Consider the following 16,354-nt stretch of genomic DNA (forward strand, 5'->3'; position numbering starts at 1 on the left):
TCTGACCTTGCCGGAGCCTGCTCGCAGATGTCCACCACTCCCGACACTCCTATCCAACCGCTCCGCTGGGGCATTCTCGGCTGTGCCCGGATCACCCGCCAGGGGCTGGTGCCGGGCATCAACGCCTCGCAGTTCGGCACCGTGCAGGCGCTCGGCAGTCGGAACGAGGGGCTGGCGCGCTCGTGGGCCGAGGAGTTCGGGATTCCGGCCTCTTACGGATCGTATCAAGGCGTGCTCGATGACCCGAACGTCGATGCCGTGTACATCCCCCTGCCCAACGAGCTGCACTTGCCCTGGGTCTTGCGCGCGGCCGACGCCGGCAAGCACGTCCTCTGCGAGAAGCCAATGGCCCTCAACGCGGACGAGGCGGAGCAGATGGTCGAGCATTGCCGATCGCGCAAGGTGATGCTCATGGAAGCCTTCATGTGGCGGCACCAGCCTCGCACGAAGGCCCTGCTCGATCTCGTCCGCAACGGGGAGCTGGGCACCCTGCGGTTCGTGCGGTCGTCGTTCTCGTTCTCGATCGACCCGACCGACTGGCGGACCGATCCTGCGAGGGGAGGGGGGGCGCTCTGGGATGTCGGCTGCTACGGCGTAAGCACCTGCCGCCTCTATGCCGGGGCCGAGCCAGTCGCCATCCAGTCGGTCAAGCGGATCGGGCCGTCGGGCGTTGATCTCAGCCTGGCGGCGCAGTTGGTCTTCCCGAACGGGGTGATCGGCCTGGTCGATTGCAGCTTCGAGGCCCCGTTCCGTTGCGAATATGAACTGGTGGGCACGAAGGGATCGATTAAAGTTCTCGAAGCCTACCTGCCGCCTGCGGAGCCGATCGCGCTGCGGTTCGATTCGGGCTCGAACATTCACGGCACCGTGCCCGAAACCCTCACCTTCGAGGGGACCGATCAATACGCCTGCATGGTTGATTCGTTCGCCCGATCCGTCGGGGCCGGATCGCTCCAAGGCCCTTCCGAAGACGGCCTGCTCCAGATGCAAACGCTTGACCGCATTCAGTCGGCCGCCCTGCTCGTGACCGGATCGAGCGGTTTGTGAGGGCGGCTGGCGGTTCTCACGCGGATTGAACCCTTCACCCGGCCTCCGGTCACCCTCTCCCCGACCCGCGGGGAGAGGGTTGAAGTGGCTATCATCGGGGCGGTTCGTGTCATCTCGGGGCGATCGGCGAGGCAAAGGTGCGCGCGATCGCTGCCACGGAATCAGGGCAGGATGTAGACCGTCGGCTCCAGCACGCGGACGGTCGTCGGCACGTAAGACCGAACAACCGGCGCCGAGGTGATGACCCCGGTGGAAACCACCGGATAGGAACGGCTCACGTAGGTCGTCGGCACCAAGCCCGGATCGTACGTGACGTACCGCGACGCGATGACTGAGCCCGTCGGCACGGCCTGGACGTAGCGGGTGGCGACCACCGGCTCGCTGATGATCGTGCCCGACGAGACCACGGTGGTGGTCGGAACCACGCTGACGGTCGGTACCAGGCGGGTTTCGATCGACCTCGGCCGACCGAACAGCCCGTAGCGAACGGTGGAAACCTCGGCCCACTGCCCCCGGGCCTCGCCGGTGTCGATGGCCACCATTCCAAAGGCCAGCAACGCCAGCCCTGCCGTCATCCAAGATCCCCGTTTCATTGTTCCCCTCGCTTTCGTCGATCGAGGCCACTCGGGTCGGGAACGCGACCGCTCGCCAGGCCGGCACCGAATTCCAGCCACCGATCGGGTTCGGCCCCTCGGAAACGGAACAACCCCGCCCATGATGCGCCATCGCACAGCATGGCCGGGGCTTCCATGGCCGGATCGGCCTCGCCCTTCGCGAGCAGAGACACGTCCCATCAAAATCATCGTATCCGGCGCCGCCCTCGGCCGCCAGTGCATACCCGTCCCCCTGGCGGTCTGATCTGACCGAGCGATCGGCGCGGATTGACTGCCGCGAGGCTCGGCTCCGGAGCCACGCGACACGGCATGGCCCTGGCGGCTCGGCCCGGCTAGGATGGGCGAATGGGCAAACGAGGCCAGGAAGGGAACAAGGAACCGCATGATGAGTCAAGACCTCCGCGTGACACGACGATCGGCGCTGCGAACCCTGGGAACGTCGGCCGGCGTGGCGATTGGCTCGGCGCTTTGCCCAGGATCGGCCATGGCGAGGCCGGTCGGCCCCGAGCCGAAGCCGGTGGCGGGGGTGGTCACGCGCTACAACAACGGCTTGCATGCGGATGTCTTGCTGAGCCGGATTCTTCAAGGCTGGCGGAACGACGGAGGGCCGGGACCGGCGTTGACCCTCTCGGCGATCTATCTGGATCAGGTGGAACCCGACGACCTGGGGCCGAAACTGGCGGCCAAGTACGGCGTGCCGATCGTGCCGACGATCGAGGAGGCGCTGACGCTCGGCACCGGCCAAATCGCGGTCGAGGGGGTGATCAGCATTGGGGAGCACGGCTCCTATCCGTACAACGACAAGGGGCAGCACCTCTACCCCCGCAGGCGGTTCTTTGAAGGAATCGCCCGGACCTTCGAGAAATATGGCCGGGTGGTGCCGGTCTTCAGCGACAAGCACCTCGGCCCGACCTGGGACGATGCGCTCTGGATGTACGAGACGGCCCAGCGGCTCGGCATTCCCTTCATGGCCGGCTCGTCGCTGCCGCTCAGCTACCGATCGCCCGACCTGGCCTTGCCAATGGCAAGCGACCTGGAGGCGGCCGTCGGGGTCGGATACTCGGGCCTGGACATCTATGGGATTCATACGCTGGAACTCTATCAATGCTTTGTTGAGCGTCGCAAAGGGGGGGAGACGGGGGTCAAATCGGTCGCCTGTCTCAGTGGCGAGGCGATCGGCGAGGCCATTGCCCAGGGAAGGGTTCGGCGCGATCTGCTCGACGCGGCCCTGCGAGTGGCCCCCGAGGCGTCGAGCTTCGACCCGCAATCATTCCAAACGGAAGGCTCGGCCCTCTTTCTGTTCGACTACCTCGACGGGTTTCAGGGGGCGGTGCTGATGCTTGAGGGGGTGGTGACCTTCTGCCGGGTCGCGGTGCAGCTTGGGGGAGAGGCCGAGCCCCTCGCCACCCGAGCCGAGGAGCGGACCGAGCCGCATTACCCCCACTTCGCCTTCCTGCTGCACGCCATCGAGCAGATGATCCACACCGGCCAACCAACGTATCCGGTCGAGCGGACCCTGTTGACCGCCGGCATCCTCGACCGCGCGTTGACCTCGCGATTCGAAGGGGGGCGGACCCTGGAAACTCCGGAACTGGCCATCGCTTACGCGCCTGCGAACTACCCGCACGCCCCCAACCCACCGCTGCCCGTGTAGGTGCCCCGGCCGAGGCGTGGAGCCCCCTGGCAGTCCTCGGCGAGCTTGCCCGGCGCGATCCCGAATCCAGGAAAGACCAGGGGGCGATTGCCGAATCGAGGGGACGGACCGGAGGCGCGAAGGGGGCCATCCTGCCCCCTTCCAGGCGATTCGGGATGCGATTGCGGGCAGCTTATGGCGTCTTCGGGCCGTCGAGCGGGGCTCGGGGGGTGGCCTGGGGACGGCCGATCGGGCCGTCGGGAGCGGTTCGATCGGCGTCGGTGCGCGGCACGGTGCGCCGATCGCGCGTCGAGGAGCCACTCCCGGCCTCGTTGCGAAGCTCAAGACCGGGCAAAGGTTTGCGTCGACCGCCCGGGGAGGATGAGGGCGTCGAAGGGGGTTCGTTTCGGGAATCGGTCGGCGGAGTCGCGGAGGTGGGACGCTCGGGATGATGCGCGCGGAAGCGTTGCATCATCTTCTGCTCGTGGGCGTCATTATCGTCGGGCGTCTCAGAGACGGGCTGGAAGGTCTTTGGGAAGGCGGCGGCGGTGAGGAACCAGACGAGGCCCGGTGCGCTGGCGCGGTCGAGCGGGGGGGAGGTCTCGTGGCCAAGCAGGTGCATGGCAAATGACAAGGTGGTCTAGAGCCCAGCCCGAGCCGGAGGCAAGCCGAGCGCGAAGGTGCCGCCAGTGGCGAAGCATCCAGTCGATGCCGAAGGCGGTTTCATGACGATCGGCGACGACGTCGGCAGGATCGTGTTTGAGCTCCTGAGCGCGGCTGCGGACGGCGTGTTGCTTGCGATCGCGACAGTCGCGCAGCGTTTGCTGGGCGCCGGGCTTGAGGCGGCTTTCCTCGGCATCGACGGAACGGAGGTCACGGACATACTCGATGGTGGCGGAGGCGATGAGGGCTTCCTCGGGAGGGGTTTCAGGCATGGCTTTGCTCGTCCAGGAAGCGACGAGGACCTGCATGCGTTCGACTTCTTCGGCGCAGAGGGGGCGCTGGGCGGTCAGGCCGTGGGTGAGGGCACTGGTGGGCAGGTCAGGGGTGGGGGGGTTGGCGTATTCGGGGCCTGGGTGCGGGTTCATGGTGTTCGCCTCGCAGGGAGCCGCGTCTCGGGTGTGATAATTTTTTGAATCGACGTCCCCTTCCATGCCGGGGCAACCGAGGTGGGGCCAGCAATCGGGCTCCCCCTTGAAATCATCGGGGCGATCGGTCGATTTAAGCACAAATTCCGGAGGCGATCGGGACGGAATCCACGTCAGGAGGACGTGAAACGCTCCCGGAATTCGATCACTTTCCGTGTGAGTCCCTGGAAACGCGACCCGAACGTTGATGGGCATTCTATGGCACCAAATCGGGGAGACATCAAGCCTGCTCATGCAATCAGGATTTCTCCCACGAATTCGAAGAATTCTCCCCGAAACCGGGGAGTTTTTTGACGATTTGAGGAAATCGCCTCTTGCAGGTGAAATCAGGGGGTGCTAGATTTTCCAATTGGTTCAGGCGCACAAACGCTGGGCCGACCGAGAACCCCAGGGCATTCCTCTTCGAATGAATGGACCGGGTTCATCCTGTCACCATCCCCAAACGCTCGATCTTTGGGGAATCAACAGCCCTCTCTCCGCAGAGGAGTGATGATGCACCGATTGATGTCCCGCGCTCTGGTTGGACTTTCGCTGGCGGCTTGCCTCACCCTGATATCAGGCTGTGGTTCCGGAGCAACGCAGACCGGAACGGCTCCCGAAGAACATTCCGCCACGGTGGGCGGCGGTCATGAAGGGGTCAGTGGGGCTGCCGGCCCAGAAGCACCCGGCGGCGGACAGTAAGCTGTTCGAGTCGTGCCGCATGGTCGGTTTCAGGACCGACCGGAGCGGCATCAACCACACCTTGATGGATCGGCCCGGTGCCGGCGGAGCTCACTGGCCGGCATTCGCCCTCCCTCTCTCGTTCCATCGTCTTGAAGTCGATGTTCGATGAGCAAACGGCCGTTCATCGATTCCAATGATTTTCACAACCAATCACATCCTTGTGATTCGTCTCCTTTTCACGTTCTCCCGAATCGTTCTGTTCTGATGTTTCGCAGTCGGTCTTTTCCTCATTCGGAGATTCATTGATGAAGCGTTCGCACTCTCGCGGCTTCACGCTGATCGAACTGCTGGTAGTGATCGCGATTATCGGGGTACTCATCGCACTGTTGCTTCCGGCCGTACAGTCGGCTCGTGAGGCGGCCCGTCGGGCGCAGTGCTCGAATAACCTGAAGCAGATCGGCCTGGCGCTGCACAACTACGAAAGTACCCACGGTTGCTTTGCTCCGTGGTCGATCAACCCCTCGCCGATTGATAGCTGGGGTTGGACGCCGAGCGGCCACCTGGCGCTGCTCCAGTTCATTGAGCAGGGGACGATGTACGCGGCCTACAACGCCGGCGCGGTGCATCCGAATGCCCAGGGCAACCTGTTTTATGCAATGAACACGACGGTGTTCAACACGCAGATCGGCACGTTTGCCTGCCCGTCTGACGGACGGATGGTGAACGTCTCGCAGGCGAACTACGTGGGGAACCTGGGCGGCCCGCACGCGGTCCGCGGGTACAACGGCGTGTTCGGCCCGACCCGGCAGGCCTGGCCGGAAGACGCGCGGGGTGCGGGCATCGTGACGATCTCGAAGATCGTCGACGGCACCAGCAACACCGCCGCGTTCAGCGAGAAGCTGACGGCCCACTCGGGCGTCGGCAGCGTCAATGCCGGCAACAACAACCCGAACGATTTCCTCCGCGTCTGGTTCCGGACCGGCCTGAGCCAGGGCCGCGGCAATGACGTGCGGAATCCTGACGCCGTGCTGGCGATGATCAACGCCTGCAAGAACCTGCCCATCACCACGACGGCGACCGGCAATGCCCACGAGCCCTCGGGCTGGTTCCGGGTCTACCCGGCCTACTCGAACTACGGCGGCTACCAGCACACCGGCGCGCCGAACTCGCGGAACTGCGGCAACAACGACTGGGTGACCTGGGGCCAGGACATGTGGGGCACGTCGAACGCGACGAGCCTGCACCCGGGTGGCGTGAACGTCTGCATGGCAGACGGCTCGGTCCGGTTCGTCAAGGACACGGTCAACCTGCCGACCTGGTGGGCCCTCGGGACCATCAACGGCGGCGAAGTGATCAGCGCCGACCAGTTCTGATTGCTGAGCGATCGATCACACCTTCGGGCGTCGATCGGTAGGAATGCGTTAAGGGGTCATCGGTCGCGATGGTGCGACCGGTGGCCCCTTTTTCGTGTTGACGACTGAGTGCTGATGCCAGAGGAACGACGAGGCCATCGTCCTGGCCGATCGAAGTGTCGCCTTGATCGTCGGCCACCGACGGATGATTCGGTGGGCCTGACGACACCAGGCGGCGCGTTGTGCGCCGCCTGGTGTCGCATCGAGGATCAAGACGACCAGGCGAAGGGTTCAGGAGCGCGGGGGGTGAAGGTCGCGAATCGTCCCCTGGTCGTCGATGTTGACGTAAGTCGGAAAATGGGGGCGGAGCCAGGCGACGAGGGCATCGAGCCCGAGCGAACCGAGGCGGCTGACCTGGAGCCGGAGGCCGAGCGCGGGACGTCGGCCGAGGGGGCGGAAGGTGGCGAGCGCGTCGGGAGCGGGGCGCATCGAGGCGTCATGAGATCCTGAAGCGTGGGAAGCGCTCATGCCGTGGTACGAGCCAAGGCTGCGGGCGACATTCCAGACGGTCACCTGGCCGGCATCGGGGCCGAGGATCGGCGTGGTGATGAGGTTCGCCAGCAGGCCGGGGCGGGTCCTCGGGTCGTAGTAGCCGCCGGCGACTTGCACGCCAGACCAGGTATTGCCGGGGGCATTGAACTCGAAGAGGCGAACCGGAACGGTGTGGGGATCGCCGCCGAGGGAGTAGCCGTCGAGGCCGACGACCAGGGGGGCGCGGCCGAGGCCGGCGCCGATCGCCAGGTCGTCATAATTGTCGCCGTTGAAATCGGCCGAGGCGATGGTGACCCCTCGGGGGAACTGACCGGGGAGCGTGCCGACGAGTTCGCGGCGGAGGGTGCCGTCGGCGTCGAAGATGCGGACAAGGCTCGGCCCGGGGCCGATGCGGGCCGCGACGATCTCGGCGCGTCCGTCGCGGTCGAGGTCGCCGACCGCCAGGTTCATGCCGGCGCGGGGCGATTCGGGGAAGGGGCGGAAGCGGAGGATCGGGCGGAGGTCCTGGCCATCGTAGGCGACGATCCAACCGCCGCCGCCGAAGGCGTTCGGGGCGGTGACGATGTCCTGGACGAGGTCGCTGGTCAGGTCGCCGACGGCGGTGGCCACCCCGCCGGTCCAGCCTCGGGGCAGGGGGTTGACGACGCCGACGCGCTCGCCGTTGCCGTCCTGGACGAGGACCGATCCACCGCCGCCGCGAGCGGCACCGAGGGCAATCCGGCGCTGGTCTTCGTTCGGGCCGGCGAGGACAGACATCATCATCCCGGCGTCTTCGTGCGTAAGGATGTGGCAGTGGAAGACATATTTGCCCAGGTGGGGCGTGACCCGCCAGCGGATGACGACCTCGCCGTTGGCGGGGATGGTGATGGTGTCGCGCTCAGAGACGTAGGGATAAGTGCCCGAACCATCGAAGGAGACGGGCTCGCCATTGATGGAGATGACCGCGAAGTCGGTCTGATGGATGTGGAAGGGATGATCGACGCCCGAGGCGTTGACGAGGGTCCACTCCTCGACCTGCCCGGCCTGGATCGAGACGATCGGGCCGTCGGGGAAGGCGGAGCCGTTGATCGTGAAGACGTTCCCTTCGATGTCGAAAGTGAAAGTGCGTTGATGGTCGGGGGGGAGGTGGTAGACCTCGGGGATGGTGCCGACCGGCGAGAAGACAGGCGGGGGCTCGGTGACGGGGTCGCCCTCGACCTGAATAGTGGCGAGGGCGAAGAAGGTGTCGAGCGGGTTGATGTTCGGGGCGAGGTTGTCGACGAGGTAGTAAGTGCCCGGTTCCTGGGGGGCGGTCACGGCCATCGTGAGGCGGGCGCCAGGGGCGACGAAGGTGGGGCCTTCGACGAGGTACGGGGTTGGCAAGGCGAGCGAAACGGGGCGGGGGATGAGGTCGTGGCTGTTGCCGTCGTGCGAGATCACGGTGCCGGCCCAGCCGTTCTCGCCGTTGGCATCGACGATCCCGAGGTTGTAGAAGCCGTTGCGGCCGATCGAGGAGAAGGTCCAGATTTCCGTCTCGCCGGGGCGGAGAGTGATCTCGGGGTTGAACTGGCCGTTGATCAGTTTCTGCCAGTCCTGGCCGTAGGGGGGCTGTTGCCGCTTGGTGTAGCCGAGGTTCGCGGGCATCCGCTCGCCGGTCTGGGGGTCGATGGCGACGTTGACCAGGGTCAGGCCGAGCAGGCGCTCATCGTAGTTGCCGACCAGATCCGGCCAGGGGTCGAGGGCGTCGCCGACCTGGAAAAACCCGGCGAGGCCGCCGTAGACCTGGTCGGCGGTCGAGCCGTGCTGGTGGGTGTGGTACCAGTTGACCCCCGCTTGCTGGGTGGTCGGCACCTCGATCCGGGTCCGGTAGCTGCCGCCGGGGAGCATCTGGCGGTAGACGTTGTCGCCGTCGCCGAGCGGGCTGACAAGGAATCCGTGCGCATGCAGATTCGTGATATAGGTGACGGCCGGCGGCGGGGGGTCCGGCGGGTCGTCACCGAGGGCGTTGTGCAAGGTCAGGTCGAGCACGTCGCCCGGCTCGATGCGGAGGGTCGGGGCCGGGAACTGCGGCGGCAAGACGACGCCGTCGGCCGTGGTGAACTGATAGCCTGCCGCAAAGTTGGCGTTCGGCCGGGGAGACTGGGGCGGGATCTCGGGCGTGAGGTTCGGGTTGGAGAAGATCGGCTCGCCCCCCCAGAGCACCGGCCGACCCGAGCCGGGCATACCCGCCCGGGTGATCGTCGCCTCGGCGCGAAGGACGCCGTCGACGCTCCGGATCTCAGGAGGCTGATGCAGCGGTCCATCCGACTGCCCCGGCACCAGGATCGCCGTCATCAAGGCTCTCGGCTCCAGTTCGAGCAACTCGAACCGCCGGACCCGCCCGGAAGCCCGCCTTCGATGCGTCCCTCGTCGCATGGCCGTTCCCCTCGTCATCGAGCGTCGTTGCCGTCACGTCGGATCAACCATGGCATGGGCGGTTTAAAAAATCAATTGTCTGGTTCAAAAGAACTTTCCAGGTTTGCCGAGATTGCCCAGAGAGGGAAAGGGGGCTCATGAGGCGACTGGGGTGCCTGATGACCTTGTCTGAGTGCGGGAGGGTCGGCCGACGGTGGAGCCTCCTGAGTATCTTGAGAGGAGGGTCACGCGCCGCGTGACCGGCCTTTTACGACCGATTGACTTTGACTGGGCCTGGGTCACGCAGAGCCTGGAAATGCCTGCCAGGCGAGGTCTCATGTGAAGGCACCAGGGCCACCGGACGCGGGTGCACTCGGCCTGCCGGATCGACCTCTGGTCGGCCTCGGATTTTCCTGGATGATCCGGGCTCGATGAGATGGGTTCTTTCTTGAAATCGCCTGTGGATATCAGCGATTGGACGTGCAATACTCCACAGGTCGGTGAGTTGCCTGTGCCGAGGTGGCACGAGTGGAACGACCGAAACCATCCGCGAGAGCACCAATGGCTGAATTGGATGTCCCTTTTTCGATTCGTCGGCATCAATGGAGGCTGGACCTCTGTTTCGAAGCGAATGCGCCGCTGGTCGGTGACGAACGTCTCGCGGGCGAAGTTGAAATGGTGCTGAATGAATCATCCTTGGATCGGGAGAACGCGATCCGATACTCGCTGGCATGCCGGCTCAGGGACGCGTTCCAGCAGTCGTGCCGGGTCAATTTTCTGAGAGGGCCTATCTACACGTTGACCGGCCGAGTGTCTCGCAACCCAGAGCCATTGCCTTCGTCCATGAGCGCAAATATTATCATTCTCCCATCATTTGACCGTCCTTCCAGGCACATCAAGCTCTTCAGAAACTTGGGGGAGAGTCAGCCCCTGCACCTACTTGAGGTCTGGCATGCGAATCAAGACGAGTACGGACCGGTAGAGCCAGATCAATTTGTCAGGAGTTATCCGATGCTCAATGATGCCTCGACCGAACACGAATATAGGCAAGCGGTGATCGAGATCATCAAGAGTAGGTTAGATGCGCAAAACTATGGCGTAGGAAGGCATCCTATGTTTTTTCCAGAACGCTATGAGCTGCTTGGGTAAAAAGTACTTCTGCGGGAGCCCCAGACAACGTCCGAGTTGTCCGGATCATGAAGCGATACGAGGTGTCCCGATGAGGCCTGGCGTGGATGAGAGGCGAGGCATCCGCTTCGAACTCGTGCGGGTTCGCCGCCCAGACAGCGTGGTGTTGTCCGGGCCAGCGGCGGTCGGAAGGTGGGGCTTCGCGTTGCTTGACACCACCCTACGGGGCTTGTCTCGGCCACCCGATCAGAGGGTGGGCAGGAGGTAGGGCTCGCGGCGGTCGATGTCGAGCAGGGAGGGGTCGGTGTCGTCGAGGAAGGACCAGGAGGAGGGGTCCCAGCGGAGGGAGCGGCGGTGCCAGTAGGCGAGGTTGCCGAGGTGGCAGACGGTGACGGATCGGGCGCCGACCTCGACGTCGCAGATGGGCTGGCGACGCTCGCGGATGCAATTGAGCCAGTCGCGCTGGTGGCCGGGAGAGTCGTAGAGGTGGACGCCGTCGGCGGGGATGTCGGCCTCCTTGAGGGACTCGGGGGTGGTGCGCCACTGGCCGCGATTGACGAAGACCTCCCCCTCGGTGCCGATGAAGGTGACGCCGCCGCCGGGGCCGTGGATGACCTCGATGCCGCCGGGGTAGAGGAAGGTGACGCCGCGGTCGGCGCTGGGGTCGTCGGGCAGGATGACCTCGGAGGGGCCGGAGTGGTCCATGCCGAGGCCCCACTGGGCGATGTCGAAGTGGTGGGCGCCCCAGTCGGTCATGCCGCCGCCGGAGTATTCGCGGAAGGCCCGCCAGTTGGGGTAGTGGTCGTGGACGCCTCGGGGGCTGAGGACCTCGTGGTAGGGGCGCTTGGGGGCAGGGCCGAGCCAGCGGTCCCAGTCGAGGCCGGGTTCGAGCGGTTCCTCACCGAGGTCGCACCAGTGGCTCGGGCCGCCGACATCGACAAGGACTTTCTTGATGTCGCCGATCATGCCGTTGCGGACGACCTCGCAGGCCTTGCGGAACTCGGGGCTGGAGCGCTGCTGGCTGCCGGTCTGGAAGACGATGTCGTGGGCCTTGACGGCGTCGATGCAGGCTTTTGCCTCGTGGATGGTGAGGGTCAGCGGCTTCTCGCAGTAAATGTCCTTGCCGGCCTTGCAGGCCTCGAGGATGGTGATGGCGTGCCAGTGGTCGGGGGTGCAGATGACGACAGCGTCGATGTCGTCTCGGGCGATCAGCTCGCGGTCGTCGTTGTACGAGGCGCAGTCGGAGTTCTCGTACTTCGCATCGACCTTCGCCTTGGCGTCGTCGCGGCGAGTGGTGTCAACGTCACAGACGGCGAGCACCTGCACGTCATCCTGGCCAAGGAACCAACGAAGGTGGTACTGGCTCTGCTTGCCCATGCCGATGAAGCCAAGGCGAATCCGCTCGCTGGGGGCCGAGCCGTTTCGGCCGAAGACGGATTGAGGCACGATCCAGGGCGCCGCGGAAACGGCGGCGGCCCGCTGGAGGAATCGGCGACGCGAGAGCGAAGATCGAATCGACATGAGAGGTTCCCTTGGATCCGAGGGGGATCGCCGTGGCACAACCGCGAGACGCATTGAAGCACCCGATCATGGTGCAGCGTACCCCGGTGGGATCGGCTTCGCGAGGTCATGCCGCCGCCAGGGGAAGGCGATCGGCTCGGATCGACCTCTCGAACGCTCAAGGCCCCGGCGGGACGGTCGAAGGCAGGCCGAGCAGCTCGTCGACGGCGCGGCCGATGTCGGGGGATCGCATGAGGGACTCTCCCACGAGGATCGCATCGACGCCGGCAGCTTCCAGGCGCTCGACGTCGGATCGGCCCCGGATGCCGCTCTCGGAGACGAGGAGGACCCCCTCGGGGACCCTCGGGCGGAGTCGGAAGGTGTGCTCCAGGTCGGTCTCGAATCGGGTGAGGTCGCGGTTGTTGATGCCGACCAGGTCGGCCCCGGCGGCCAGCACGCGGTCGAGGTTCGCCTCCTCGTAGATCTCGACCAGGGCGGTCATGCCGAGGGATCGGGTCCGGGAGAGCAGAGCGGCGAGCTGGGCGTCGTCGAGGATCTCGGCGATGAGCAGGACGGCGTCGGCCCCGGCCATGCGGGCCTCGACCACCTGGTACTCGTCGATCAGGAAGTCCTTGCGCAGGATCGGGATTGCCACCGAGGCCCGGACGCGAGCGAGATAGGACAGATGCCCCTGGAAATACGGGACATCGGTCAGGACGCTCAGGCAGTCGGCCCCGTGGGCCTGGTAGGTCCTGGCGATGGCGACCGGGTCGAAGTCGGGGCGGATGACGCCGGCCGAGGGGCTGGCTTTTTTCACCTCGGCGATCAGGCGGATCGGCCCCGGGCCTTCGAGGGCCTCGCGGAAGTTCCGCACGGGAGGGGCCTCGCTCGCCTGGATTTCCAGCTCGTCGAGCGGCATCCGCCGCTTCGCTTCGGCCACCTCCCTGCGCTTGGTGGCGACAATCTCGTCGAGGATGGTGGGCATGGTTGTTGGCGTGGGTTCTTCGGTCGGGTTCGGGGGGGCAAGGGGGGGCGATGCCACTCCAAGCTACCGAAATCTCCCGCGATTGCCCACTCAGCACCCCTTGCGAGCGATCTGGACGCGATCCCTGATCCCTGCTAAGGTCCGGAACCAACTCGAACTGGCCCCCCAAGGACACGGACGTCCCGCCATGATCACCCTCGACGCTCCCGCCGGCGTGCATCACCTGCCGATCGAGGCGATCCGCCCAAGCCGATTCAGCATCAGCCTTTACGGCGACCCCGACCGCGAGATCGACGACGACGGCCTGCTCGACAGCATCCGCCAGGGGGGCATCCTTGTGCCTCTGGTCGCGGCTCCCGAGGCCGACGGCTTCGAGCTGCTCTCGGGCCATCGGCGGCTGGCCTGCGCCCGGAGGTTGGGTCTGGAGACGGTCCCCTGCGAGGTCCGCGCGGTCCCCCGAGGGTCGAGCCGACGCCGGGCCATCCTCGACTACAACCGTCAGCGGCGCAAGACGTTCAGTCAACTGATGCGCGAGGCCGACGCGCTCGAAGCCCTGCTCGCCCCCGAGGCCCGTCGGCGACGAGACGCCAACCTCAGGAGCAGCGGCGCCGAGTGTCGGAATTCCGACGGTCGGAGCGGTCGAACCGACGAGACCATTGCGCGGGCCATCGGGCTCGGCGGCAAGGACCTCTACCGGCAGGCCCGAGCGGTCTGGAAGGCAGCCACCTCGGGAGACTCCCGAGCGCGGAGCGGTCTGGCCCAGCTCGACGCCGGGACCAAGTCGGTCCACGCCGCCTACAAAGACCTCCGCCGCCGGACCCGCCTGACGACCGGATTCCGACCGACGCCGTACGACGTCTGGGCGTTCCGGCGCGACCCGGCCTACGGCATCCCGCACCCCGGATCGATTCCGGCCGGGATCGTCTCGCATACGCTGCATTACTTCACCGAGCCGGGAGCGTTGGTCGTCGACCCGATGGCCGGTGGCGGGACGACGCTCGACGTCTGCGAGGCCATGGGCCGCCGCTGCCTTGCGTATGACCTCGATCCTGCACGCCCAGAAATCCGACAGCTCGACGTAAGGCATGGCTTTCCGCTTGAAACCCGCGAATGCGATCTCGTGTTCTGCGATCCACCCTACCATACCATGCTCGCCGAGCCGTACGCGGCGTTCGGGGTCGAACCCGAGCCCCTGACCGGCTGGGTTGCCTTTTTGAACACACTGGCAACGAGCGCTTTCGCCACACTCCGGCCCGGTGGCCATATCGCCCTGCTCCTGGCCAACCAGACCGAGAAGGACCTGCCCGCCGGGGTCGGCTACATCGACCACGGGTTTCTCGGCTATGCGGCCCTTACCGGCGCCGGTTTCGTGCCGATCCGCCGCATTAGTTGCCCGATGGACGGCGCGTACCTGCCTCAGCACGTCGAGCGAGCCCGGCGCGACGGTCGGTTGCTTGGCCAGGTCCGCGACCTGCTTGTGATGCGCAAACCCTTTGACAAAAACGAGATCCAGCCCGACTGCCTGACTCAGTTGAGCGGTTCGCCGCCGGCCAGTTCGTAAACCTTGCCCCGAACGAAGGGGTTGGAGAGGGTCGGGTTGCGCCGGACGATCGGCTCGGGGAGCTCGTCCACGGCCCGATCGACGAGGCGTTGCAGCTCCTCCGGATGCAGGCGTTCGATGAGGAGGCTGATGGCTTCTTCCTCGGATTCACGCTGTTCGTCGCGGCGTTCTCGATCGCGGCGGACGGCGACCGATCGAAGATGCTCTTCCAGTTGCCTGCGCCGAACTTCCAATTTGGTCGCCACTTGCGGCAACAGTTCGTAGCCGTCCTCGATTCCGGCCCGGATGTATCCGGGACCATTTTGGAGCTTCCCCTGGCTTTGCAGGAACAGGGCGTTGAGCAGGACCTTTGCCACGTCCTGTGGCTCTTTCTGGGTGGCGAGTTTCTTCGCGAGTTTTTTCGGCAGTCCCTGTTCCGTCAACAACTCCTGAAGATCAACAGCAACAAGCAACTTCCCTTCGGCCGTGATCCGGAAGGGCGTTCCCGGAATCGGGATGCTTGTGTTGTCTTCTTCTTCTCTCGTTGCTGGATCTTGTTTGGGCCTATCTGCTCGGCCGCCGCGGCCGAATTCCCGGGCCTCGGGTTCTGAAGATTCTGGGACGCTGAACGGGTCGAGTTCTAAAGAAAATGGGACGGCTCTCGGGGGTCCTTCAAAAGATTCTGGGACAGCTCGGCGCGAACTCTGGGACACCTTGCTCCTGGCCTTGCTCGGCCGTTCCGGAGCGTTGCGAAGAATCTTGTAGGCTGTCGCCTTGCCTGGTGACTTGCTCGTGGCCAGCAGGCCCGCTCGGGTCAGCTCGGCGATGGCGTCGAGCACGGTCTGACGGCTCATTCCGCCTTGTTTGGCGATCGTTCGGATGCTCGGGTAGGCCCAGCCGGTGCCGAAGTCCGCGTAGAGACCAATGACGAGATAGACCTTGATCGCCGAACCGCCGAGCGATCGGAACGCCTCGGAGCGAAGCAGGTCGTGCTCGACACGGAAGAAGTACCAGTCCATGGCCGTATTGCGGTCGCTTGGGTTCGGGGGGGCTCGGGGCGTCGGCAATCGGGGACGTATTGGCCAATAGGGGCCTTTGCCCGATCGCTCCACGCGGAACTTAGAGAGACAGGGGGTCCCGGTCTTGCTCCGGCTCCGGCGGGTCCGCCACGTAATAGGTTTTGACTTTCCCCCGCTGCCGGGTCGTCGGCACCACCAGGCCGAGCTTTTCGAGCCGGGCCAGGCTGTCGATGACCGTCGGGCACGACAGGGCCGTGCGGTCCATCAACTGGCTGAGGCTCATCGTCACGCTCCGGTCCGGCCGCCCCCCGCAGGCGGCGACCATGACCAGATAGACCTTGATTCCCTCCCCCTTGATCCGGCCCAGATAGCCGCGATCAAAGAGAACGCTCCTCAGCCAGTCCGTCTGCGTTGGCATGGCGACGGGCACGTCCGGACCCCTCCCTGGACCCTTGGATTCGTGTCTGCGGCCTTGAATTCCGGTCAGGCCCACGACATCTCGATCAGGAGAATTCCTTGTTCTCCTCCGCGTCCGATCCGGTCACAACCCCCAAGAGTTTCCTCAGCAAACCACCTCTCCTGTCACCTACTATCGACCAGCCGGACCCACCTCTACCCCTTTCCTTCAAAACGATTTTTCACGAGGGTGTTGACCCGCCGCGATTCCTCGGTATTATGTCCCTTGTCGCCGGTGAGTCACACCTTGACGCGGGCCGCTCGAAGGGGCGGCCTGTTCTCACCTGTGCGAGGCATCGTGACGACGCGAGCAGGGACGGGTTTGACGATTCGCAAGCTTTGCA

Annotated in this window: 12 protein-coding genes; 5 read left to right on the top strand and 7 right to left on the bottom strand. The window is 65.3% G+C overall.

The window, feature by feature from the left end; genetic code table 11:
* Positions 1-27 precede the first annotated feature (27 nt).
* Complete coding sequence (locus GA615_RS15145) at positions 28-1,047, top strand: Gfo/Idh/MocA family protein (RefSeq protein ID WP_152052142.1); 1,020 nt, start codon at positions 28-30, stop codon at positions 1,045-1,047.
* A 161-nt stretch (positions 1,048-1,208) separates the two neighbouring features.
* Here GA615_RS15145 and GA615_RS15150 read toward each other — a convergent pair whose 3' ends face one another.
* The gene (locus GA615_RS15150) at positions 1,209-1,640 is read right to left on the bottom strand and encodes a hypothetical protein (RefSeq protein WP_152052143.1); all 432 of its coding nucleotides are present in this window, start codon (positions 1,638-1,640) and stop codon (positions 1,209-1,211) included.
* A 403-nt stretch (positions 1,641-2,043) separates the two neighbouring features.
* On the opposite strand from GA615_RS15150, the gene GA615_RS15160 reads away from it, so the two are divergent.
* Positions 2,044-3,315 carry a hypothetical protein gene (locus GA615_RS15160; protein WP_201750197.1) on the top strand — a complete coding sequence of 424 codons (1,272 nt, stop codon included), beginning with the start codon at positions 2,044-2,046 and terminating at the stop codon, positions 3,313-3,315.
* Between the two features lie 488 nt (positions 3,316-3,803).
* On the opposite strand, the gene GA615_RS15165 is transcribed toward GA615_RS15160, so the two are convergent.
* A complete protein-coding gene (locus GA615_RS15165; RefSeq protein ID WP_152052145.1) occupies positions 3,804-4,637 on the bottom strand; it encodes a hypothetical protein in 834 nt (277 codons plus the stop codon).
* A gap of 773 nt (positions 4,638-5,410) precedes the next feature.
* Between GA615_RS15165 and GA615_RS15170 the strand changes: the two genes are divergently transcribed.
* A complete protein-coding gene (locus tag GA615_RS15170) occupies positions 5,411-6,478 on the top strand; it encodes a DUF1559 domain-containing protein (protein WP_152052146.1) in 1,068 nt (355 codons plus the stop codon).
* Between the two features lie 270 nt (positions 6,479-6,748).
* Here GA615_RS15170 and GA615_RS15175 read toward each other — a convergent pair whose 3' ends face one another.
* Positions 6,749-9,403, bottom strand: coding sequence for a multicopper oxidase domain-containing protein (locus GA615_RS15175; protein WP_161602353.1), 2,655 nt, complete (start codon positions 9,401-9,403; stop codon positions 6,749-6,751).
* A 540-nt stretch (positions 9,404-9,943) separates the two neighbouring features.
* On the opposite strand from GA615_RS15175, the gene GA615_RS15180 reads away from it, so the two are divergent.
* Positions 9,944-10,531, top strand: a complete 588-nt coding sequence (locus tag GA615_RS15180) for a hypothetical protein (protein ID WP_152052148.1) — start codon at positions 9,944-9,946, stop codon at positions 10,529-10,531.
* Positions 10,532-10,756: 225 nt separating this feature from the next.
* Here the strand turns inward: GA615_RS15180 and GA615_RS15185 are convergent, their stop codons facing one another.
* Both GA615_RS15185 and trpC read right to left on the bottom strand, forming a co-directional pair.
* On the bottom strand, positions 10,757-12,031 hold the full coding sequence (locus tag GA615_RS15185; protein WP_152052149.1) for a Gfo/Idh/MocA family protein: 1,275 nt from the start codon (positions 12,029-12,031) through the stop codon (positions 10,757-10,759).
* A 157-nt stretch (positions 12,032-12,188) separates the two neighbouring features.
* Entirely contained in the window at positions 12,189-12,995 is an 807-nt protein-coding gene (trpC, locus tag GA615_RS15190) for an indole-3-glycerol phosphate synthase TrpC (protein WP_152052167.1), read from the bottom strand.
* Between the two features lie 187 nt (positions 12,996-13,182).
* On the opposite strand from trpC, the gene GA615_RS15195 reads away from it, so the two are divergent.
* Positions 13,183-14,556, top strand: a complete 1,374-nt coding sequence (locus tag GA615_RS15195; protein WP_152052150.1) for a ParB/RepB/Spo0J family partition protein — start codon at positions 13,183-13,185, stop codon at positions 14,554-14,556.
* Here GA615_RS15195 and GA615_RS15200 read toward each other — a convergent pair.
* On the bottom strand, positions 14,523-15,602 hold the full coding sequence (locus GA615_RS15200) for a helix-turn-helix domain-containing protein (protein WP_161602354.1): 1,080 nt from the start codon (positions 15,600-15,602) through the stop codon (positions 14,523-14,525). The two genes, GA615_RS15195 and GA615_RS15200, sit on opposite strands and share 34 nt — an antisense overlap.
* A 52-nt stretch (positions 15,603-15,654) precedes the next feature.
* Entirely contained in the window at positions 15,655-15,984 is a 330-nt protein-coding gene (locus GA615_RS15205; protein WP_235905458.1) for a winged helix-turn-helix domain-containing protein, read from the bottom strand.
* Between the last annotated feature and the right edge of the window lie 370 nt (positions 15,985-16,354).

It is taken from the genome of Tautonia marina, from assembly GCF_009177065.1.
Classification (GTDB): domain Bacteria; phylum Planctomycetota; class Planctomycetia; order Isosphaerales; family Isosphaeraceae; genus Tautonia; species Tautonia marina.